Origin of the sequence: Anaerotruncus rubiinfantis, assembly GCF_900078395.1 — a bacterium.
Taxonomy (GTDB): Bacteria; Bacillota; Clostridia; order Oscillospirales; family Ruminococcaceae; genus Anaerotruncus; species Anaerotruncus rubiinfantis.
Window position 1 is genome coordinate 247,092 of the sequence record NZ_FKLA01000007.1, and the last position, 21,785, is coordinate 268,876.

Genomic DNA, 21,785 nt, shown 5'->3' on the forward strand with positions numbered 1-21,785 from the left:
ATCTCCCGGGCCGCCGTTTTGTTTTTATCGGGGCAGAAAACCGATTTTTTTGTAGACCTTGTCAAGCGTGCGCTGGGAAAGCGCAAGCGCACGTTCTGCGCCCGCTTTGTAGCACTGCTCGAGATATGCTTTATCCTTCATATAAGCGTCGAACCGCTCGCGCACCGGGCGCAGCGTTTCGGCGACCGCTTCACCGACCGCCATTTTGAAGTCGCCGTAGCCTTTGCCGGTAAATTCGTTTTCAATTTCCTCGTAGGACTTGCCAGTGACCACCGAATAGATTGACATCAGGTTGTTGATGCCGTCCTTGCCGTCGCGGTAAGCGACCAGCGCCTCCGAATCGGTGACAGCGCTTTTGAACTTTTTAATAATTGTCTCAGGCTTGTCAAGGATGGCGACGAAGGATTTCGGGTTGTCGTCCGATTTGGACATCTTTTTGGTCGGGTCCTGCAGCGACATGACCTTTGCGGCAGTCTTGGGGATGTAGCCGTCCGGAATGGTGAACACATTCCCATAGATACCGTTGAAGCGCTGCGCGATGTTGCGGGCAAGCTCGAGATGCTGCTTCTGGTCGATGCCGACGGGAACGAGATCCGCCTGATAAAGCAGAATGTCCGCGGCCATCAGCACCGGATAGGTGAAGAGGCCCGCGTTGACGTTTTCCGGATGCTTTTGGGATTTATCCTTGAACTGGGTCATGCGGGAAAGCTCGCCGAACTGGGTGTAGCAGGAGAGCACCCAGGAGAGTTCCGCGTGGGTTTTCACATGGCTCTGGATGAAGGCGATCGATTTTTCCGGGTCAACGCCGCAGGCCAGGATCAGCGCGTAGGCGGCCAGCGTGTTCTCGCGCAGCGCTTTGGCATCCTGCCGAACGGTGATCGCGTGCTGGTTGACGATCGAATAACAGCAGTTGTATTCATCCTGCAGGGCGACCCAGTTTTTTACCGCGCCCAGATAGTTGCCGAGCGTCATGATGCCGGTGGGCTGGATGCCCGAAAAGATAATCTTTTTATGTTCTTTTTGAACCTGGGTATTTTCCATCAATAACAACCTTTCTGTGTGCGGTTAAAAAAGTTCGCGGGTCAGCTTGCCCAGCCGTTTGATGCCTTCGACGATGCCTTCGTCAGTTGGAGTGGTGAAGTTCATGCGGAACGACCGGCAGGGGTCGGTTTCTTTTGCCAGAAACGCTACGCCAGGCACGACCGCGACCTTTTCCGCGATGCCGCGGTTGCAGAAATCGATCATGTCCGCGCCTTTGGGCAGGGTGCACCAGAGGAACATACCGCCCTCTGGACGGGTGTAGGCGATGCTCGGCGCGAATTCCGCCTGGATGCCGTCGAGCATCAGCGAAAGCTTACCGCGGTAGAGGCTGCGGATCTTCTCGATATGCGCCGCGAGGTCGCAGGTGGAAAGGAACCGCTCGGCGATCATCTGTACGAGAATGGGGGTGTGGACATCGGCGCACTGTTTGCCGACGGTCATCTTTTCGATGATCGGTTTCGGAGCCAGCACAAAGCCGACGCGGATGCCCGGGGCGAGGATCTTCGAGAAACTGCCGATATAGATGACCTGGCCCGCGTCGTCGAAGGATTTGATTGACGGGAGCGGCGTACCGGAATACCGCAGGTCGCCATAGGGGTTGTCCTCGAGGATCATGACATTATATTTTTTGGCGAGCCGCAGAACTTCCCGCCGTTTGGCCTCACTGGTGGTGATGCCGGTCGGATTCTGAAAATTCGGGATGAGGTAGAGCAGTTTGACGTTCGGCTGTTCCTGCATGGCCTTTTCGAGCTTTTCCAAGTTGATGCCGTCCGATTCCATCTCGACGCCCACGAGGTTGCAGTGGTAGGAGCGGAAGCAGTTGAGCACGCCGACAAAGGACGGGTCCTCGCAGAGCACCGTGTCCCCCTCGTTGACGAGCGCCTTGGTCGCAAGGTCGGCGCCCTGCTGTGCGCCCGAGATGATGATTAGGTCGTTGTCCTTGGTGGGGATGCCATAGTGGTTTTCGAGCATCTCCTTGACCTTTTCGCGCAGCGCCGGATAGCCTTCCGTCACCGAATACTGCAGGGCGCCGATGGGGTTCTCCTGCAGGATGCCGGCGGTGATGCGGCGAACTTCCTCCACCGGAAAAGCGTCTGGAGCGGGATTGCCGGCGGCAAACGGGATGATGGCGGGATTGGCGGTCGCCTTTAAAATCTCGCGCACGAGAGAAGGCTGCATAGCAGCCATCCTGTCAGAAAATTGGTAGTTCATAAATAGGATCCTTTCCGCCGGGTGTCCGGCCTGATTCTTTCACGATTCAAACTACCCCTCATTTTACCACAGGATATCCCGCATTTCAATGCGGGAATGCGGGTTCCTCTGTTTGAATTTTTGCGCAGGGAGCCTGCTTTTCGTTTCCTTTTCCAGGACAAACAAAGACAGTCACTTTAGAATCGTGACTGCCCAATAAGTGGAGGCTATCGATCTTTCCTTCGATAAATCCGTATACCATAAACCAGATAAAACACACAAAGGATGATTCCGGACGGCCCTTCAATATTGATGATCTGACCGGTGTATTGGGTGCTCATATAAATCAACACAGCCCCCACAAAAATGCCTGGAAAGCAGCCCCACCATTGTTTTTGAGTCAAAAGGCCCCCTGAAAGGAACAACAGCGCAACACACCCCCATGCAAAAGGGTTGATGGCACGAAAGCTTCCGAAAAATCCAATGACACAATAAAACAGCAATGCAAGGACTCCCGGGACAAAACAGGTCATTTTTTTCACTCTGTAATACCTTCCTGGTTTTATTCACGATACAGCTGAATTGTTTGCAGTGCAAACGACTGGTGAAATCGGCGTTTCTGCCAGACACCGATGATCAAAAGAGAAAATGCGGGTTCTCCTTGCGGTATGGATGCCGTTTCAGGCGGGTCACAAATTACTGCCCGGATGACTTTGGGACGGGGTCAGTTCGATGGCCTGTTTGCCGGTCATGTGTTCGACCGTCAATTCGACCATGCACAGCCGTGCAAATTGCCGTTCGATCTCCTCCCCGCGGCCCTCTCCCTGATCCGGGGAATACTTTTCCGCGAGCTTATCGATGGCGCGCCTCTTCTGCGCGTCGTCCTCGAGAACGCGGGCCTTTCCAAAGACGATTGCGCTTCTGAAAAGGGTGGTGTATTTTTCAGGAACCACCTGATCCTGATCGATCACGCAAAAGGACACCCGGCCATCTTTTGTAATCGCGTCCAGCTTGTGACCGGTTTTTGCGCAGTGGAAATAGATTTTGGAATCCGCGTAAACATAACTGAGCGGCACGGCGTAGGGATAGCCGCCGTCGCCAATTACCGCGAGCACGCCGGATGTCCCGCGCTTGAGGATGGCGGCGGTTTCTTCCGGGGATAACAGTTGTTTTTTGCGGCGCATTTCTCTGAACATCTGGATTTTCCTCCACGAATAAAATTTATCAATGATGAGTTTAACACAGAATTCCGCCGGATACAACGCCGCATGCGGATAAAATGGGCTGCGGCGCGGCGCATCGCTTCCCCAAGAGCGTTTTTGGAGGCATGGATTTTGTGACTGCCAGGCAAAAAAATCGGACAGCCTCCCGATTGCGACAAAATATGCAGATGCTCATATCTACAATGGATTATACAATATGGATAACCTAGTATCCTATGAGAAAAAGGTGACAATTATGCAAAACAGCGTAAGACCCGGCGGGATCGCCCTGATGGAACGTGCGCGCCAATCGCTGCGCGCGCACCGGATGGGTGCGGCGTATCTGGGCTATATCCTCGTCGGGTTCGTATCCGCGAATGCGTTTGTGCTGGGGGGCCTCGCGCCGTTCGGAGTGGCTTTCGCGTCGGCCGCGAAAGCCAAATATGCCGCCGCCGCGACGCTTGGCGCGGCGCTCGGATACTTGCTCTCATTCGACGTGATGGGCAATATCAAATATGTGATCGCCATGCTGCTGGTATTCCTTATCCGGTGGGGGCTTTCCACCTCCAGCCTCACCAAATGGACAAGGGTCTCCCGCCAGCTCATCTGCGCGGTGTCGCTTGGGACGCCCTCGCTCGCGATCACCTTTGTGACCGGCGGCAGCGTCTACGACGCGGTGCTTGGGATTTCCGAAGTGATGCTTGCCTGCTGTGCCTCATACTTTTTTTCCCGCACCATCGAAGCGTTTGACCTTGGCATTGACAACCTCAAGCAGACGGATATCACCTCCATCCTGATCACCTTCTGCATCATCATCCTCGCGCTCATCAACCTGACCGTCTTTGGCCTTTCAATCGGCAGGGTCCTCGCCGTCACAGTGATCCTGCTCGCCGCGCAGTTCGCCCGGGAAGCGGGCGGAGCAATCGCCGGAGTCGCCGCCGGGGTGGCTGCCGGGATCCTTGGCGGCAGCCACTCCTTCCTGATGGGCACCTATGGCTTTGGCGGACTGCTTGCCGGCGTGTTTGCGCCGCTTGGACGGCTGGCTTCGGCGGGGGCGTTCATCCTTGTAAACCTTTTCGCACTGCTTGCTTCCCGCGCGTTTGCGGGGCAGAATCTGCTCGTCGAAATCTTCATCGCCGGCGTTATCGTCATGCTGATTCCGCCGCGTCTGGTGCAGTCTTTCCTGCATCGTGCGCCGCAGGGCGAGGCGGTCGCGGGGGAAACCTACAAGGCGCTGCTCGCCAACCGGATCGGTTATGTTTCCCAGGCGCTGCGGGAGGTGGCCGATACCACCCGGCAGGTAAATGAGAAGCTTTCCGGGCTGGTGAGCGGCGACGTTTCCTCGGTTTACCAGTGCGCTGCGGATCAGATCTGCCGGGACTGCGCGCGAAAAACCACCTGCTGGCAGTTAAAATATACCGATACCTGCAATATCTTTAACGATATGATCACAATCCTGCGGCGCAAAGGCGCAGTCACGCTGGGGGACTATCCGGAATATTTTTCCGCCGCCTGCCAGCATCTGCCCGAACTCAACGGCAGGATCAACCAGCTGTTCTGTGAGTTTGCAGCGCGGGAAAGCATGCGGCGCAAGGTGGCGCAGGTGCGCGGAGTAGTCACCGATCAGTTTGAAGGCATGGCGCTGATGATCGATTCAATGGGCCGTGAGCTTGACGGGCTGGCCACCCAGGACAATGCAACCGCCGGGAAGGTGCGGGAATATATGCATACCATGAAGGTTTTTCCGGACAGGGTCTCCTGCGTGGTGGACGGGGAGGCCAACATGACGCTTGAGATGACCATTCCGGTCTACAAGCTCACACGGCTTGATATGACCGAGCTCACGCTGACCCTTTCAGATATCTGCGGGCGGGATTTTGACCTGCCTTCCCAGCGCGGGCATGCCGTGCAGACACTGACTACGCTGGTGTTTACCGAAAAGGCGACCTATACGGTGAAGTGGGGCGCGACTCAGCTCGGGAACAGCAGTTCACGGCTCTGCGGGGACAGCTACAGCTATGTGGACAGCCGTACAGGCCATGTGAACCTGATCCTTTCGGACGGGATGGGCAGCGGGGGAGCGGCGGCGGTCGATTCGACCATGACCGCCGAACTTCTGAAGCGGCTGATTGAGGCGGGCGTAAGCCTCGACGCGGCGCTCAAACTGGTCAATTCCGCGCTGCTTGTGAAGTCCGGGGACGAATCGCTTGCCACCATCGATATCACCGGAATCGATCTCTACACCGGCAAAGTGGAATTCTACAAAGCGGGCGCGGCGCCGACCTTCCTGCGAAAATCCGGTAAAGGCGGCTATGTGGAGTCGAGCTCGCTGCCGGTTGGTATCCTGGGGGGCGTTAGCTTTGAACGAAACGCGATCACCCTGCGGGACGGCGATTGGATCGTCATGGTTTCGGACGGCGCGGTCGCAAGCGGCTACGAGTGGATCATATCAGATATCGAGCACTTTGAGGGCGACGACCCGAAAGAGCTTTCTGAACGGCTTGCCGCCGCGGCCAAATGCCGCCGCAGCGACGGGCATGAGGACGATATCACGGTGATCGCCGCCCTGCTCGAACGGGGGATCTGATCTGTGCGCAGCGGGAGTAAGCGGGTTTGAAAAAGGCCGCCGGTACGAATGTACCGGCGGCCTTCATTTTTATTTTAGAACGGGCCGACCTCCAGCAGGACGACGTATTTGTCTTCCGGGTCCTGCAGCACCCGGCGGCTGCCGAAAAGTCCCTTTTCCGTTTTGACCGCGCTGACCGAAACGATGGTGGGCGCGCAGTCGGCGGGCGGAATGAAATTGTCCTGGATTTCGTTGACCGAGCCGATCTTCGAAACCCACAGCCCGACAAGGCCGCTGTCGATTTTGGCGGTGTAGTCGGGATTCAGGTTGTCGCCGAAATTGTCGGTGAAGGTGTAGCTGCCGCTTGCGCCGACCGGGGCCTTTTCGGAAAGGTAGCTGAGCAGATTGGGCGAAATGATCCGCGAAAGGGCAGGATAATAGGATTTGAATTCGACCTTGCGCATCCGCAGGGCGTTGCTGAGATTTTCATATTTGGTTTCGTTCTTGCGCAGCCAGGCTTTTTTGCCGTCGGCATAAAGCTGCCAGTATTCGGCGGTGCCCTTGTCCTTAAAGTTTACGAAGTTCATCCCCACCCCGGTGACCCCGCCGGTTTCGTTCATGGTGACCGCGCTGTCAAGCACAAGGATATTGGCGGAGTCCTCCTGTTTCATAATGGTGAGGATTTCATTCATTGCAGGTTTGGTGAGCACATTGCCGGCGGTCACGCCGTCTATTTTGGTGGTGCTCAGCTGGGTGCGCAGCGCGGAAAATCCGAACGAAATCGCATAGAGGATCCCGATGAACAAAGCCAGCGCGACGAGGATCACCGCAAGCAGCCGGAGTTTATACTTGGGCTTCATGCGTTTGAAATCAGCAAAGGTCATTGCAGCCACCGCCCGTTTCCCAAAAAATTCTGATCGGTTATAAGGTGTCGTTTGATTCCTATTATAATGCACTGTCGAATAAAGTCAACAAAAGCAGGAGGGGGAACCAGCCTGCTTTTTCCATTTTTTATAGCATCCCGGAGGTGCGCGCATAGTGGAAAAGGTACTGCTGTGCGATGCCTTCATATCCTGCGGCGCAGGCGGGGAGCCCATCTGGAAAAAGCTGCCGCATCACCCGGCCGATCCACACGTCGACCGGGAAACACTCCACCCGTCCGCAGCCAAAAAGCAGCGCGCATTCGGCGACCTTCACGCCCACGCCGGTGATCCGCATGAGCATTTCGCGCGCCTCGGGAAGCGGGAGGGTTCGCAGCGCGGCCAAATCGATCTGACGGGAGACGGCCTTCTGCGCGGCGTCAATCAGGTAGCGCGCGCGAAAGCCGGCGCGTACCGGCGCGAGGTCCTCCGGCGTGCGGGCGGCGAGCGCCTCGGGGGTGGGGAAGGCGTAGAAACCGCCTTCGATCGGTTCGCCGCAGAGCGCGCAGAGCCGTTCGATAATCCCTTTGATGCGTTTTACATTGTTGTTCTGGCTGATGATGAATGAGGCGAGCGCCTCCCACGGGTCCTGGTTGAGCACGCGGATACCCGGCGCATAGGCCACGGCGCGGGCCAGCACCGGATCAGCTGAGAGCTCTTGTTTAATTTGACGATAATTTCGCCCGAGATCGAAATAGGAAAACCAGAACCGGTCATAATCTTCCTGCGGTACGCCGTAGAGCAGCAGCTCGTTTCCCCGGCGGGCAACACGGCAGGCCCGGCCTGCGGCGACACCGGTGAAGCTCCCGTCCGGAGCGGGATTCCAGCGGAACGCCTGTCCGCAGTCGAGCGTCTCTGCAAGGTCAAAATCGGAAATGCCGTCGATTGCAAGCGGGCGTTCGCATAAGGAATTGGAAAAATTTGCAGTGATTTGAGTCATAAAGCGAACCTCTTAAAAGTGAGAATCTTTTTTTCCAGTATAACAGATGAATGCACGGAATAAAACAAAAAAATAGTTGGAATTTTTGTGATGCTGTACAAAAAGAGACGGTTTCCGCTGGGAAACAATCTACTCCTGGTAATTTGTAAGCGCAGAGTAAAATTCGCATGGAAAACCACTCTCAACCCTTTTCCAGAAAGTAGAAGGCGTGGAAAACAGGGAGTTTTCTACACTTTCAACCAAGTTTTCCACATAAAACTGTTTTGAGAGCGAAGTTTTCCACATCAGGATAATACTTCAAGTATAACTCGTTGAAAACTGGCCGCAGGATTTTTTGTATAAAATGGACACTTGACAAGGGAATAAATACTCCTTTCCAGATTAAAATAAAAAAGCAGTGAAATTCAGGATGGGAGTGGGAAATATGCTCAAAGGTGTGAGCCAGAAAGTGATCGAAGTGGTGCATACAGACAACCGTTATTTTGAAAAGGCGATTTTATTCCTGCGGCCGGCGGCGCAGGAGGAGGATAAAGCAAAGCTTAAAACCCGCGCGGGCGAATATCTGGCGCAGATAAATTATAATCCGGCGGGCCATACGCCGAAAAAATCGTCTTTGCCCGAAGTGGTCAAAATCGCTCTTGGGGTGCTTGCGGGGGCAGCGATTGCCTGCATGTTTTTCCTGCTTTGACAGGGTTCGGCATAAAAATACAAATATTTTTGGAATTCGCGCGGAATAACTGGCACAATACTGCCAGATGTGTTATAATAAACCATGTGTAAACAAAATGTATATTTTTGTCGTGGTTTGTATCACGCTGGAAGGAGCGCCAAATGGGAAATTCCAACCCCAAGCAGGACCTGACGGACGATTTGACCGTCGTCGGGCGCAACGCGGTCGTTGAGCTGCTCAAGGGAGGCAGGCAGGTGGAGTGCGTCTATATCTGCGACGATACGCCTGCCAGGGGCCAGCCGATCTCACGGATCGTCGCAATGGCAAAGGACGCCGGCGTACCGGTCAAAAAGGTGGACGCGAAAAAGCTCGACAACCTTTCAAACGGGCTCAGCCATCAGGGTGTGGTCGCGCGCGCGGCCGCTTACCAATACAGCACCCTTTCGGATATCTTTGCGAAAGCGGGGGACGAAGCGCCCTTCATCATCATTGCGGATGCGATCGAGGACCCGCACAACCTCGGCGCGATCATCCGCACCGCTGAAGCGGCCGGGGCGCATGGAATTGTGATCCCCAAGCGCGGCAGCGTCGGTCTCACAGCAATTGTCGGCCGTACCAGCGCCGGCGCGGTTGAACACCTGCCGGTGGCGCGGGTTACCAACCTGGTCAGCGCCATTAAGGAGCTCAAGGAACGCGGCGTCTGGGTTTACGGCGCGGATATGAACGGCGCGCGCTGGGAGACAGTCGACCTGACCGGCCCGCTCGCGCTGGTGATCGGTTCGGAGGGGTTCGGCATCTCGCGGCTGGTGCGGGAGAACTGCGACGGGATCCTCTCGCTGCCGATGTGCGGGAAAATCAATTCGCTCAACGCTTCGGTGGCGGCGGGCATCCTCATGTATGAGGCGGTCCGCCAGCGCACCCGATGAAGGATAGAGAAGAACAGAAGGTCCGTGTCACCCGATCTTTACTGAGGAGTGGAAGCAGTCATGCCGCAGGATTACAATGTTGACGACATCCTGGAAGAGATCCGCCGCAAGAAAGGCGGTTCCTCACAGCCCCCTGTGCAGGGCGGCGGTACATACGATGAAGAACCTTACTCTCCCCGCGCCCCGCGCCCCGCGCGGCAGGCGCGTCCCGGGCCGCGGCGCGCCGGTGCGGCGGCAGGAAAGCCCTTACCAGCGGCCGGTGTCCCGGCAGCAATTTGACGATGTCCCGCAGAATGGGCGGCCGGCGGCCGGAGCGCGCGAACGGTTTTCGTTCGATGTGGGCGAACCGCAGGAGCCACGCGCACGGCAGGGCTTTGGCGATCGGACTTTGGGCCGGACGGCGGAGCCGCCGCGTGAAAAACGGCAGCAGGCTTTTGACTTTGATACTTCCGAAGAACTGCGGAGGGTGAACCGGCAGCAGCCGGCGCCCGAACCGGAACGTCCGGACCCTGCCTACCGGGACGGCCCGGCAGATGGGTTTACGTTTCAGGCCGATGCGCCGTCCGGGCTTTTGGAGGATGATTTTGCCCTGCCGAGCTTCGATGACGGCGAACCGGAAGAACCCGCTTGGGACGATCCGGGTTTCGGCGTGGCGCCGGAGGATATCCCTATCCCGGACGGGACCCGAATGGATCTGCCGCGCGTGCGCAGAGCCCCAATGCCGGACAGCGGTTACACCCAGGAGCTTGAGCCGCCCGCACCCGACCGGCGCGTGCAGCGCCGCGAAGCGCCGCCGGAGAGCCGGATGGTGCAGCAGTCCGGATGGAAACAGAGCATGGCGGCGCAGGAGCTGCTCGGACAGCAGGAACCGGCGGAGGACGATTTCTCCTCGCCGGAGGACGCGCCGATCGTGGCAAAGGACATCAAATCGATCCGTATCGGCTTGACTGTGCGGCTGGTTTTGACGGGTTTTTTGTCGATCCTGTCGTTTTATCTTGTGCTTTCGATGAAGGTGCTGCCGTTCGCGGAGCAGCTGGGGCTCGATAAGAACTTCCTGCTTCCGCTTCCCACGGCGATCGCGCCGGAAGTGAATATGCGGCTCTTTTTGATCGTGAACCTGGTGGTATGCGTGCTGGGCGCGATTGTCTGCAGCAACATTGTAGGCGGCGGAATCCTCTCGCTGGTGAAGCTGCGCGCGGACAACGATTCGCCCGCGGCGCTGGCGGTGCTGGCGGTACTGATTCAGGGGATTGTGCTGGCGGTCATTCCGGACGCGCTGATTGACAACCCCGACCTGAGCCTGTACTTCCCGGTCGCGCTGTTTGCCCTGTTCTTCAATCTGATCGGAAAAAAGATGCTGATCAGGCGGGTGGAGCGCAACTTCAACTTCCTCATCTCCGACGCTGAGAAATACGCCTTCCTGCAGGTGCGCAACCGCGACTTTTCGCGGGAACTTTCCCGTGGACTCGGCGCGGATGTCGACCGGGTGGCTTACACGGCGAAAACCGATTTTATCACCGGCTTTCTCGACCGCAGCTACTCCTCCGATTACAGCGAACAGTTCAGCCGTCTGGTTTCCCCGATCGTGCTGGCGCTGGCGCTGGTCGTTTCGGTTGTGAGCGGCGTGCTGGCGAAGGACGCCGCTTCGGCCATCACCGCGTTTGCGGGGCTTGTCTGTATCACCGCGCCGTTTTCGGGCGCGATTGTCCCGCAGGTAATGCTCGCGCGGATGTCGAAACGCCTGACCCGCCATGGGGCGATGATTCCGGGTTATGAAGCCGCGGAGGACTACTCCGAGACCAACGCGGTCATCATTTCGGACAAGGACCTCTTTGCGGGGGACAGCGTCATGCTGCACGGGATGAAGGTGTTCGCGGAAAAGAGGATCGACGAGGCGATCCTCGACGCGGCGAGCGTGATCCTCTCCTGTGACGGGATCATGTCCGGGGTGTTCCTCAACATGGTCGGCGGCAACCGGCGGATGCTCAAAAAGGTCGACAGCCTGATATACGAGGACGGTATGGGCCTTTCCGCGTGGGTGGACGGCAAACGGGTGCTGATCGGCAGCCAGGAGCTGATGCGCTGCCATGGGATCGACTGCCCTTCAAAGGATTTTGAGAGCCGTTATGCCCGCGATGGGCGGCAGGTGCTCTACATCGCCAATTCCGGGGAGCTGTCCGCGATGTTCGTCGTGAGCTACAATGCGGCGCCCGAGGTGATGGACACGCTGCTTTCGCTCGAACGGCGCGGGGTTTCGCTGATTGTGAATTCCACCGACCCGAACGTGACGCCGGAGCTGCTTTCGCTCACCTTTGGGATCAAGCGCACCCATGTGCGCATTCTGCCCGCGAAGCTGCAGAGCGAATATGCGGTCCTCTCCCAGCCGAAGGAAAAGGTGAACGCAGACGGCTGCTACGCGGGGGGGCTGCGGGGAATGAGCCGGCTGCTTTCAGCGGCTGCGGCGATCCGCGGCTCGGTGATGCATGGGACGATTGTGCAGCTCATCGGGATCATCGCCGGGTACGGTCTGGTGACCTTCATGGCATTCACCGGATCGCTGGCGTCCGCCTCGTATGGGGTGCTGATCCTCTTCAATCTGGCGCTGCTGGCGGTGAGCTGGGTGTCGGCATTGGTCGTCAAGAAATAGGAAAAACCTGTAAAATGCGGGGATGTTCTACGGATATGTAGAACATCCCCTTTGATTTTCACACTTAGATGTACAAATTGCATAGTATTTTTGCAATTATTTATACAGCCGCCGCGTCCACATCCGCTTGCGAATGTGGACGAGAAACTGTATAATGTCAATATAATGTTTTCAGGACATCAGGGGTGTTCTATCCATTATGACTAACGCGATTATTGTTACGCAATAAAAAGGAGTGTATATTTTATGAGACAATACTTGGCTGGCAAGATCAGAAACGTGGCGATTGCAGGACACGGCGGCAGCGGCAAAACCTCGCTGGCGGAGGCATTGCTGTTCAAGGCAGGCGCTACCGACCGTTTGGGCAAAACCGCCGACGGCAACACGGTCTGCGACTTCGACCCCGAGGAAGTCAAGCGCAAGGTTTCTGTCTCAAGCGCGGTCGCCCCTTTCGCCTGGGGCAGCGTGAAAATCAACCTGATCGACACCCCCGGACTGTTTGACTTCGCGGCCGGGTTCTATGAGGGGGTGCGCGCGGCGGAGAGCGTGCTGATCTGTGTTTCCGCGCGCGCCGGCGTGAGCGTCGGCACCGAGAAGGCCTATAAGCTCGCGCAGACAATGGGCAAGTCGAAACTCTTCTTTGTCAATGAGATGGATACGGAAAATGCCGATTTCTATAAAGCCCTTGAGGAGCTGAAAGCCGCCTTTGGCCCGTCGGTCTGCCCGATCGTGGTGCCGGTGGTTGAAAACCACAAGGTGCAGTGCTACATCAACCTCGTGGATAACAAGGCCTACAAATATAACGAGAAGGGCGAGCCCTCCGAGGTCGCGATGCCGGACACCGGACACCGTCTGGAAGGACTGACCGCCGCGATTTCCGAAGCGGTCGCCGAAACCGATGAGGAGCTCTTCGAGAAGTACTTCTCGGGCGAACAGTTCACCCGTGACGAGATCATCAAGGGCATCCATGCCGGCGTGCACAGCGGCACCATCGCGCCGGTGCTCTGCGGCTCCGCGATGACCCTCGAGGGCATCGACATGTTGCTCGACAGCCTGGTCGACCACCTGCCTTCCGCGTGGGAAGCGGGCGCCGAAACGGCGGTCGGCGCGGACGGTGAAGAAATTGAGATTCCCTGCACCGACGAGGCTCCGCTGGCCGCTTATATCTTCAAGACGGTCGCCGACCCGTTTGTTGGAAAACTGTCCTATTTCAAGGTCGTCTCCGGCAAGCTTTCGAACGAGCTGATTCCGGTCAACGCCCGCACCGGCGAACCGGAACGCCTGGGCAAGCTGATCTATATGACCGGCAAAAAGCAGGAGGAGACCGCGTTCATTTCGGCGGGCGATATCGGCGCGGTGACCAAGCTTTCCGCTTCGGTCACAGGGGATACCCTCTGCGACCCGAAGAAGGTCGTTTCATTCAAGGGTACCGCTTTCCCGAAACCATGCCTTTCGATGGCCGTCAAGGTCAAGAACAAGGGCGACGAGGGCAAGGTCGCGCAGGCGATGGCCCGCCTCATCGAAGAGGATCCGACCATCAGCTTTGAGCAGAACAAGGAAACGAAGGAGCAGGTCATTTCCGGCCTCGGCGAGCAGCACATCGATGTGATTGTGTCGAAGCTGAAAGCCAAATTCGGCGTGGATATCAACCTGTCCAAGCCGCGCGTTGCGTATCGTGAAACGATCCGCAAACCGGTCAAGGTGCAGGGCAAGCATAAGAAGCAGTCGGGCGGCCACGGCCAGTACGGCGATGTGTGGATCGAGTTTTCTCCCTGCGACAGCGAAGGGCTCCTTTTTGAGGAGAACGTCTTCGGCGGCTCGGTTCCGAAAAACTTCTTCCCGGCGGTGGAAAAGGGCCTGCAGGACTGCGTCAAGCACGGCATTCTGGCAGGTTATCCGATGGTCGGCTTGAAAGCTGTTCTGGTCGACGGCAGCTACCATCCGGTCGATTCGTCTGAAATGGCGTTCAAGATGGCGGCCTCGATCGCCTACAAGACCGCCATGCCGCAGGCTTCTCCGGCGCTGCTTGAACCGATCGGAAACCTGAAGGTCTATGTCCCGGATTCCAACACCGGCGACATGATCTCCGAGCTCAACAAACGCCGCGGCCGCGTGCTGGGCATGAACCCGGCGGATGACGGCCTGCAGATGATCGAAGGCGAAGTCCCGATGAGCGAGATGGGCGATTTTGCAACCGTCCTGCGTTCGACCACCCAGGGCAGGGGTTACTTCTCCTTTGATTTCGAGCGTTACGAGCTGCTGCCCTCAAACCTGGAAGCAGCGGTCATCGAGGAAGCCAAAGAGCTGAGTGAAGCCGAATAAGCACAAGGGGACAAACGACAGGCCGCCAGGCGGATTTCCGCCTGGCGGCCTTATGTGTTTTTGGCCGCGGTGCCGCGCATAATCGGTTCTCGCGCCGCATATATCTGGGAATGGAACAGATTGTGTGCGGGGAGGAAATTTGATGTTTACAATTACCTGGAGAGTGACCAAACGGCAGGTGGCAGCGGCGGCAGCGGTACTGGTGCTGGCGTTCGCGGGAGGAGTCTGGCTGCGCTCGGCCCTTTCCGAAACGGACGGAAAAGCGGCGCAGGCGCCCGCGCCGTCTGAGATCAAGGTAGAAAAGGCAGCCGGAAAAACCAACGAACAGCGGATTACATTCCTTGAGTCGTTCGGCTGGCAGGTCGAGCCGGAAGAGGAGGAAATCCTCGAGGTGAAGATCCCGAAGGAACTTGACGAGGTCTACGAGAAGTACAATGAAATCCAGAAGTCCCAGGGCTGCGACCTGACCAAGTACGGCGGCAAACGCTGCAAGCGTTACACCTATATCGTGCTGAACTATCCGGACCAGCCGGAAAATGTGCGCGCCAACATTGTGACCTACAATGGCAAAATTATTGGCGGGGATGTCTGCTCGGTTGAACTGGACGGCTTCATGCACGGATTTGCGCCCGAAGGCGATTGAACGGACGGTAAAATTGTGATAGAATAGCCGCAGACACGGCTGTCCCGCAGGGCTTATATAAGCCTGGCGGATGCGTTGGCTTTGCCGCATGCAGCCGCGCAATGAGGGCGCCGGATATGGAAACAAAACGGAGGACGGACGCATGGCGTTTCAAAAAGGGCTGGAACGGCTCGATAAGGCGATCGCGGCGCAGACAAAGCTCTCACGTAAGGATGTGCACCGGCTTTTCAGCCGCGGGCAGATCCTGGTGAACGGGCAGTCGGTACGCAGCTTTGACAGCAGGGTGGATCTCGAAAACGACGAGGTGCTGCTGGAGGGGAAGCCGCTGCGGTTAAAACGGTACAGTTATCTCATGATGAATAAGCCGGCCGGGGTCGTGTGCGCGGTGAGCGACGCGGCCCTGCCGACTGTGATCGATCTTCTGCCGGACGAACTGCGCCGATCCGGACTTTTTCCAGCGGGGCGGCTCGACAAGGATACGACCGGCTTTGTGCTGATCACCAACGACGGCGACTTTGCCCACAGGATTCTGTCCCCGAAAAGCCATGTGCCGAAAACCTATCTTGCCCGATTGGACAAGCCCGCGCCGGAAGGACTCGTACAGGCGTTCGCAAAAGGGGTGACGCTGCCGCCTGAACGCGGCGAACAGCGCGGGAGCGCGCCGGAAAAGCGCCGGGAAACCCGCTGCCTGCCCGCGCAGCTTTCTTTTGTGGGCGAGGACCGGACAGCGGCGCGGGTGGTGATACGGCAGGGGGTTTATCACCAGGTAAAGCGGATGTTTTCGGCGTTTGGGCTTACGGTTACTTCGCTGCGACGGGAAAAGATCGGCGGGCTCGCGCTTGATCCGGGACTGGAGCCTGGGAAATGCAGGGAATTAAGTAAAATTGAGGTAGAATCAATTGAGGGGTGAAGCCATAAAACCGCGTGGGAGCGCGCTTTGCGCGGAAAAAGAGGAAAAATTGGGGCAAGCTGTTAAAATTACGGACAAAATTTCTTCATACATTCCCGGCAAAAGTATAGTATGATATACGAAAAGCCTGAAAATTTGCCCCAAAATTCTACAATGAAAAATCCGATGATTTTTCCACAACAAAAATGATATTTTGTGTTGCAAATTACACAAATTTGTTGTAAAATATTCGTAATGGCTTGTGAGAAATAAAATGCTGCTGTTTTATGTCCGGATTTCGGGCCTGAAAACACGGCGGTTGACGCGCATAAACGCAATTTGTGTGCGGAGAAGGATGAATCTATTACGAGTAAAGAGGGGATAGAAATGTCAAACAGGCTTTTCCAGGGAATCGTTCATCAGATGCGGGATTGTATCGACCGTGTGATTGGCGTTGTGGACGACAGCGCCACGATCATTTCGTGCAGCGATCTGACCAAGATTGGGGAAACCAGCGACTTCTTTACGTTTGATGCCGGCGATATGAACGAGGTTTTTGTGCGGGACGGTTATACCTACAAACCGTTCGGCAACAAAATGAAACCTGAATTTGCCGTATTTGTCGAAGGCGTGGACGAACCCGCGGCGAAATACTGCAACCTGCTGGCGATCTCGCTTGCTTCCATCAAACAGTATTACGACGAGAAGTATGACCGCAACAATTTCATCAAGAACGTGATCCTGGACAATATCCTGCCCGGCGACATCTATGTCAAGGCCCGTGAACTGCATTTCAACACCGACTCGACCCGCGTTGTGCTGCTCATCCGGATCGTTGCCAGCAACGACATCTCCGCCTTTGACGTGATCCAGAACCTCTTCCCGGACAAGCAGAAGGATTTTGTTTTCAATATCTCTGAAAGCGACATCGTGCTGGTCAAAGAGACAAAACCCGGCATTGAGTCGAAAGACCTCGAAAAACTTGCCCGCTCGATCGTCGATACGCTCGGCAGCGAGTTTTACACCAAGGTGGTCGTGGGCATCGGCACCTCGATTGTCGGGGTGAAGGATCTTGCGCGCTCCTTTAAAGAGGCGCAGGTGGCGCTGGAGGTCGGCAAGGTGTTTGATACCGAAAAGGCGATCGTCAGCTATGACAACCTTGGCATCGCGCGGCTCATCTATCAGCTGCCGACCACCCTGTGCGACATGTTCCTGCGGGAGGTGTTCAAGAAGGGCTCGATCGAAAGCCTCGATCATGAGACACTCTTCACCATCCAGAAGTTTTTCGAGAACAACCTCAACGTTTCCGAAACCTCCCGCAAGCTTTTCGTCCACCGCAACACGCTCGTTTACCGGCTTGAGAAGATCAAGAAACTCACCGGCCTCGATCTGCGTGAATTCGACCATGCGATCATCTTCAAGGTGGCGCTGATGGTGAAAAAATACCTCACAGCCAACCCTGTCAAATATTGACCGGCGCGTTCTGACGGCGCGCCGCAGCACGCGGGCGTTTGGGCATATCCCCGGGCGCCCGCATATTAAACCGAAAAATCCCCCGCCGGGAAGCGCTCATCCGGCGGGCAAACGGCCTGTTGCAAAACAGGCCTTTTCAAAGGCGGTGTACCAGTGATCGAATTTGTCAACGTCTCGAAAGTCTATAAGACAGGGACGCATGCGCTCAACAACTTCAATGTGAGTATTGACAGAGGGGAATTCGTATTTGTCGTCGGGCCGTCCGGCGCGGGAAAGAGCACATTTATCAAGCTGCTCATGCGCGAGGAGAAGCCCTCGTCGGGGGAAATTTATGTAAACGGGCAGAATCTGGTGAAGATGAAACGCCGCAAGGTGCCGCATTTCCGGCGTACGCTGGGCGTCGTTTTCCAGGATTTTCGCCTGATCCCGACCATGAATGTCTATGACAACGTCGCGTTCGCGCTGCGGGTGACCAATGTCTCCGCAAAGGAGATCCGCAGCCGGGTGCCGTACATATTGGGGCTTGTCGGCCTCGCGGGCAAGGCGAAAAGCCTGCCCGAACACCTTTCCGGCGGCGAACAGCAGCGCGTCGCGCTTGCGCGCGCGCTGGTGAATAATCCTTCGCTCATCATCGCGGACGAGCCCACCGGGAACATCGACCCGGACCTCTCGTTCGAGATCGTCGACCTGCTCAGTGAAATCAACAAATGCGGGACGACGGTCGTTATGGTCACCCATGAGCATTCGCTGGTCAGCGAATTCAACCACCGAGTCATCTGCATCGACGAAGGGACGGTCGTTTCGGATGACGGGAACGGGAGGTTTTACAGCGAATGAGCAGTTTTTGGTACCTGATTAAGGAAGGCTTCCGCAACATCGTCGCCAACCGGCTGATGTCGTTCGCTTCGATCGGCACGCTGGTGGCGTGTATGCTGCTCATCGGCAGTTCGCTGCTCTTTTCGATGAACGTCAACCAGATCATCGGTTATGTTTCGGAGCAAAACGAGATTGAGGTCGAGCTGGCGGATGACATTGAAGAGGACGAGCTGCCGGATATCGATAAGCAGATTTCGCTGATCGACAACGTCTACGACCGGATGTATATCAGCAAGGATGCGCTTTTAAAGGAACAGCAGGCCAAGTCGGAAGATCTGGCGGAGCTGCTCGCGCCGTTCGAGGAGATCGGGGAGAACCCGCTCTACAACTCCTACCGTCTGAAAATCAAAGATCCGAGCCAGCTTGCCTCCACCGTGATGAAGCTCGAAAGCATCCCGGGCGTGACGGCGGTGCGCGCCCAGACCGAGGTGGCGGAGATCGTCACCAGCATCAAGCATGCGGTGGCGACCGGCGGTTTTTTCATTGTGGCAATCCTGATTGTAGTTTCGCTGGTGATCATCGCGAACACCATCAAAGTGACCGTATTCAATCGCCGCAAGGAAATCAATATCATGAAATATGTCGGCGCGACCGATTCGTTCATCCGCCTGCCGTTCTTTATTGAAGGGTTCATGCTGGGGCTTATGTCGGCGCTCATCGCGTTCGGGCTTCTGTGGCTCGGATACAACCAGGTGCTCGACATCATCTCCCAGAACCAGAGCACCTGGATTTTGCAGGCGTATCAGAATATGATTCCCTTCCCGGACATGGCGCTGAGGCTGTTCACATGGTTTGCCTGCGGCGGCATCGGGATCGGCGTATTTGGAAGCATGTTCTTCGTGAGCAAATATTTGAAGGTATAAGAAGGCGGCTTTCCCGCTTCCCAGAGAGGAGTGTTCCACACCTTGTTATCCCCAAAGGCAAAACGGATTTTCGCATGGTCGATGGCGCTGCTGATGGCGCTGATGGTGCTGGTCCCATCGCTTTCTGCGATGGTGGACGCCGCCGACGATGAGGACGAATATGAAGAAGAGCTGGTTGCGGAAGGTTCCGAAGATGCGGCACAGCCGGACTTCACAGAAGAAAAGAACCAGATCAGCAATCTCAATAATAAATATAAGCAGCTGCAGCAGCAGCAAAACGAGATCCAGTCGAAGATCACCGCCGCGCAGGGCCAGCGCAAACAGCAGGAGGCCCTCAAGCAGGAGATCGATAACCAGATCAACAACACCCTGCAGCAGATTGACCTGCTCAATGAACGCATTGCCCTTCTGGAGGACGAGATCCGCACGAAGGAAAAGGAAATGAACCAAAAACAGGCTGAGATTGACGACACCTATGAGCTGTTCAAGCTGCGTTTCCGTGCGATGACCGCGACACAGAACACCAGTACCCTGGGACTGGTGCTCGGAGCGGAGGATTTCTCCGAGTTTTTGACCCGCACCGAGGTTTCGACCCGGATTGCCAAATACGACCAGGCCATGATGGACGCGTTGCTCGCGGAAAAGCGGGAACTCGAAGAGATCAAGGACAAGATCGAAGAGAGCAAGGAAGGCGTCGAGCGGGACAAAGCGGATATGGCCGTCAAGAAAAACGACCTCGATACCCAGATGTCCAAAGCGCAGGAGCGCATCCAGGATATCGCCGCGATGGAGCGGGAATTCCTCGCAAACAAGGCTGAGCTGCAAAAGCAGATGGCGGCCGTGCAGGCGGAAATCGACAAGATCTACGATGAAATCAACAAAAATTCGGCCAATTCAGTCTATAGCGGCGGCCAGATGGCCTGGCCCGCGCCCGGGCTTTCGATGGTCACCTCGGAATACGGCTCCCGCTTCGGCGGAAGCGATTACCATACCGGCATCGACATCTCCGGCGGGGGCGCTTATGGTGCTTCGATCGTCGCGGCAAACTCTGGGACGGTAGCCTTTGTCAATACGGCGGTTACGCCGGGATACGGCTACGGAAAATATCTGATCATCGACCACGGCGGCGGGATTTCCACCCTTTATGCCCATTGCAGCGCGATCAATGTTTCGGTGGGGGAGAAAGTCTCCCGCGGCCAGAAGATCGCGGAGGTCGGATCGACTGGCTGGTCTACCGGGCCACATGTCCATTTTGAGGTGCGTGTCAACGGCAAGCACCAGCCGCCGCGTCCATACCTGGGCAGATAACGCCCCTCCGGCATCAGCGCGGAACGGGCAGCCTATTTTAAAAACAGCTTTTGCAGAGGACAGAGAGGAGTGTTCGCAGCGTGATTTCACCGAGAGGCAAACGGATTTTTGCGTGGCTGATGGCCGCTTTGATGGCGCTGATGCTGATTGTGCCGACGGTTTCGCTTGTGGCGCAGGCCGACGAATACTCCGACGGGCAGGCGGAGATCGATGCGCTGAGCGACCAATATAAAGATCTGCAGCAGCAGCAGAAAGAGATCCAGCGCAAGCTTTCGCTCGCGCAGGGGGAAAAGAAAAAGCTTCAGGCCGTCCAGCAGGAGCTTAATAACCAGCTCAACACCACCCTCAGCCAGATCGAGGTTTTGAATGAGCGCATCGAGCACCTCAACCGCAACATTGCGGTCAAGGAGGAGGAACTTGCGGAAAAGCAGGCGGCCTATGACGAGACTTATGCCCTTTTCAAACAGCGGTTTCGTGCGATGACCGCCGCGCAGAATACCAGTACCCTCGGGCTTGTGCTCGGCGCGGACAATTTTTCCGAGGTGCTTACCCGCACCGAAGTCTCCACCCGGATCGCCCAGTATGACCGGGAGATCATGGACCGGCTCGCCGCGGAGCGACAGGAGCTTGAAGAGGTTAAAGAAATCATCGAAACCAGCAAACGCCTGGTGGAGGAGGACAAGGGAGAGCTTGACTCCAAGCGGGAGGACCTGAGCGTCCAGGAGGCCGAAGCCCGCAATCGTGTGCACGATGTTTCCGCGCTCGAACAGCAGTTTATGGCCAATAAGGAAGAAATGCAGAAAAAAATGGCCGCGGTCCAGGCTGAGATCAACGAGATCTACCGGGAGATCAACAAGACCTCCACCAAGATCCCGTATGTTGGCGGCGAGATGCAGTGGCCTTCGAACGTACTCACCGGCATCACCTCCAATTTTGGTTCCCGCTTCGGCGGAAGCGATTACCATACCGGCATCGATATTGCCGGCAACGGGGCCTATGGCACCCCGGTGCTCGCTGCGAACACCGGGACGGTGGTCGTTGCCAACACCAAGCCAAACGAAGGCTACGGAACCTATGTGATTATCGACCATGGCGGCGGTATCCAGACCCTTTACGGGCATTGCAGCAGGCTCACCGTATCGGTGGGGGATGTCGTGGCCACCGGACAGAAGATTGCCGAAGTCGGCTCGACCGGCTGGGCAACCGGCCCGCATATCCACTTTGAAGTGCGCGTCAACGGCAGCGCGAAGAATCCCATCAGCTATCTTGGCGGCTGACGGCGCGCCGGGTTGGGCAGATGAGAAAAGC

Annotated in this window: 18 protein-coding genes; 12 read left to right on the top strand and 6 right to left on the bottom strand. The window is 56.6% G+C overall.

The features are described from left to right. Positions 1 to 24: 24 nt before the first annotated feature. From trpS to BN4275_RS02110, 4 genes are all read right to left on the bottom strand, one after another. On the bottom strand, positions 25 to 1,041 hold the full coding sequence (gene trpS / locus BN4275_RS02095) for a tryptophan--tRNA ligase (RefSeq protein ID WP_066453095.1): 1,017 nt from the start codon (positions 1,039 to 1,041) through the stop codon (positions 25 to 27). 24 nt (positions 1,042 to 1,065) lie between these two features. Next, positions 1,066 to 2,253 (bottom strand): aminotransferase-like domain-containing protein, encoded by a 1,188-nt coding sequence (locus BN4275_RS02100; RefSeq protein ID WP_066453096.1) that lies wholly within the window; start codon positions 2,251 to 2,253, stop codon positions 1,066 to 1,068. A 206-nt stretch (positions 2,254 to 2,459) separates the two neighbouring features. Beyond that, positions 2,460 to 2,774: a hypothetical protein gene (locus BN4275_RS02105; RefSeq protein ID WP_066453103.1), complete on the bottom strand. Its 315-nt coding sequence runs from the start codon at positions 2,772 to 2,774 to the stop codon at positions 2,460 to 2,462. A 147-nt stretch (positions 2,775 to 2,921) separates the two neighbouring features. After that, positions 2,922 to 3,428: a pyridoxamine 5'-phosphate oxidase family protein gene (locus BN4275_RS02110; RefSeq protein ID WP_066453106.1), complete on the bottom strand. Its 507-nt coding sequence runs from the start codon at positions 3,426 to 3,428 to the stop codon at positions 2,922 to 2,924. A gap of 223 nt (positions 3,429 to 3,651) precedes the next feature. Here BN4275_RS02110 and BN4275_RS02115 point away from each other — a divergent pair, with 223 nt between their 5' ends. Then, a complete protein-coding gene (locus BN4275_RS02115; RefSeq protein ID WP_066453108.1) occupies positions 3,652 to 6,021 on the top strand; it encodes a SpoIIE family protein phosphatase in 2,370 nt (789 codons plus the stop codon). Positions 6,022 to 6,095: 74 nt separating this feature from the next. Here the strand turns inward: BN4275_RS02115 and BN4275_RS02120 are convergent, their stop codons facing one another. Next, the gene (locus BN4275_RS02120) at positions 6,096 to 6,884 is read right to left on the bottom strand and encodes a hypothetical protein (RefSeq protein WP_066453111.1); all 789 of its coding nucleotides are present in this window, start codon (positions 6,882 to 6,884) and stop codon (positions 6,096 to 6,098) included. A gap of 127 nt (positions 6,885 to 7,011) precedes the next feature. Continuing rightward, positions 7,012 to 7,860, bottom strand: coding sequence for a DNA-3-methyladenine glycosylase family protein (locus tag BN4275_RS02125; RefSeq protein ID WP_079988004.1), 849 nt, complete (start codon positions 7,858 to 7,860; stop codon positions 7,012 to 7,014). Positions 7,861 to 8,284: 424 nt separating this feature from the next. Between BN4275_RS02125 and BN4275_RS02130 the strand changes: the two genes are divergently transcribed. The 11 genes from BN4275_RS02130 to BN4275_RS02180 all read left to right on the top strand — a co-directional run bounded on the left by BN4275_RS02130 (position 8,285) and on the right by BN4275_RS02180 (position 21,754). Continuing rightward, positions 8,285 to 8,548, top strand: a complete 264-nt coding sequence (locus BN4275_RS02130) for a hypothetical protein (RefSeq protein WP_066453119.1) — start codon at positions 8,285 to 8,287, stop codon at positions 8,546 to 8,548. 143 nt (positions 8,549 to 8,691) lie between these two features. After that, positions 8,692 to 9,456 carry a 23S rRNA (guanosine(2251)-2'-O)-methyltransferase RlmB gene (rlmB, locus tag BN4275_RS02135; protein WP_066453121.1) on the top strand — a complete coding sequence of 255 codons (765 nt, stop codon included), beginning with the start codon at positions 8,692 to 8,694 and terminating at the stop codon, positions 9,454 to 9,456. 157 nt (positions 9,457 to 9,613) lie between these two features. Then, positions 9,614 to 12,103: an HAD family hydrolase gene (locus BN4275_RS02140; protein WP_066453123.1), complete on the top strand. Its 2,490-nt coding sequence runs from the start codon at positions 9,614 to 9,616 to the stop codon at positions 12,101 to 12,103. Between the two features lie 246 nt (positions 12,104 to 12,349). Continuing rightward, the gene (locus BN4275_RS02145) at positions 12,350 to 14,425 is read left to right on the top strand and encodes an elongation factor G (protein WP_066453133.1); all 2,076 of its coding nucleotides are present in this window, start codon (positions 12,350 to 12,352) and stop codon (positions 14,423 to 14,425) included. A gap of 142 nt (positions 14,426 to 14,567) precedes the next feature. Continuing rightward, positions 14,568 to 15,068 carry a DUF4830 domain-containing protein gene (locus BN4275_RS02150; RefSeq protein ID WP_066453135.1) on the top strand — a complete coding sequence of 167 codons (501 nt, stop codon included), beginning with the start codon at positions 14,568 to 14,570 and terminating at the stop codon, positions 15,066 to 15,068. A 142-nt stretch (positions 15,069 to 15,210) separates the two neighbouring features. Beyond that, entirely contained in the window at positions 15,211 to 15,978 is a 768-nt protein-coding gene (locus BN4275_RS02155) for a pseudouridine synthase (protein WP_066453300.1), read from the top strand. A gap of 366 nt (positions 15,979 to 16,344) precedes the next feature. Next, positions 16,345 to 17,430, top strand: coding sequence for a PucR family transcriptional regulator (locus BN4275_RS02160; RefSeq protein WP_066453137.1), 1,086 nt, complete (start codon positions 16,345 to 16,347; stop codon positions 17,428 to 17,430). 153 nt (positions 17,431 to 17,583) lie between these two features. Beyond that, entirely contained in the window at positions 17,584 to 18,267 is a 684-nt protein-coding gene (gene ftsE, locus BN4275_RS02165) for a cell division ATP-binding protein FtsE (protein WP_066453143.1), read from the top strand. Beyond that, positions 18,264 to 19,169, top strand: coding sequence for a permease-like cell division protein FtsX (ftsX, locus tag BN4275_RS02170; protein WP_066453146.1), 906 nt, complete (start codon positions 18,264 to 18,266; stop codon positions 19,167 to 19,169). The genes ftsE and ftsX overlap by 4 nt, the downstream gene beginning before the upstream one ends. Before the next feature lie 42 nt (positions 19,170 to 19,211). After that, on the top strand, positions 19,212 to 20,477 hold the full coding sequence (locus tag BN4275_RS02175; RefSeq protein ID WP_066453149.1) for a murein hydrolase activator EnvC family protein: 1,266 nt from the start codon (positions 19,212 to 19,214) through the stop codon (positions 20,475 to 20,477). 80 nt (positions 20,478 to 20,557) lie between these two features. Beyond that, the gene (locus BN4275_RS02180) at positions 20,558 to 21,754 is read left to right on the top strand and encodes a murein hydrolase activator EnvC family protein (protein WP_066453157.1); all 1,197 of its coding nucleotides are present in this window, start codon (positions 20,558 to 20,560) and stop codon (positions 21,752 to 21,754) included. The last annotated feature ends 31 nt before the right edge of the window (positions 21,755 to 21,785 follow it).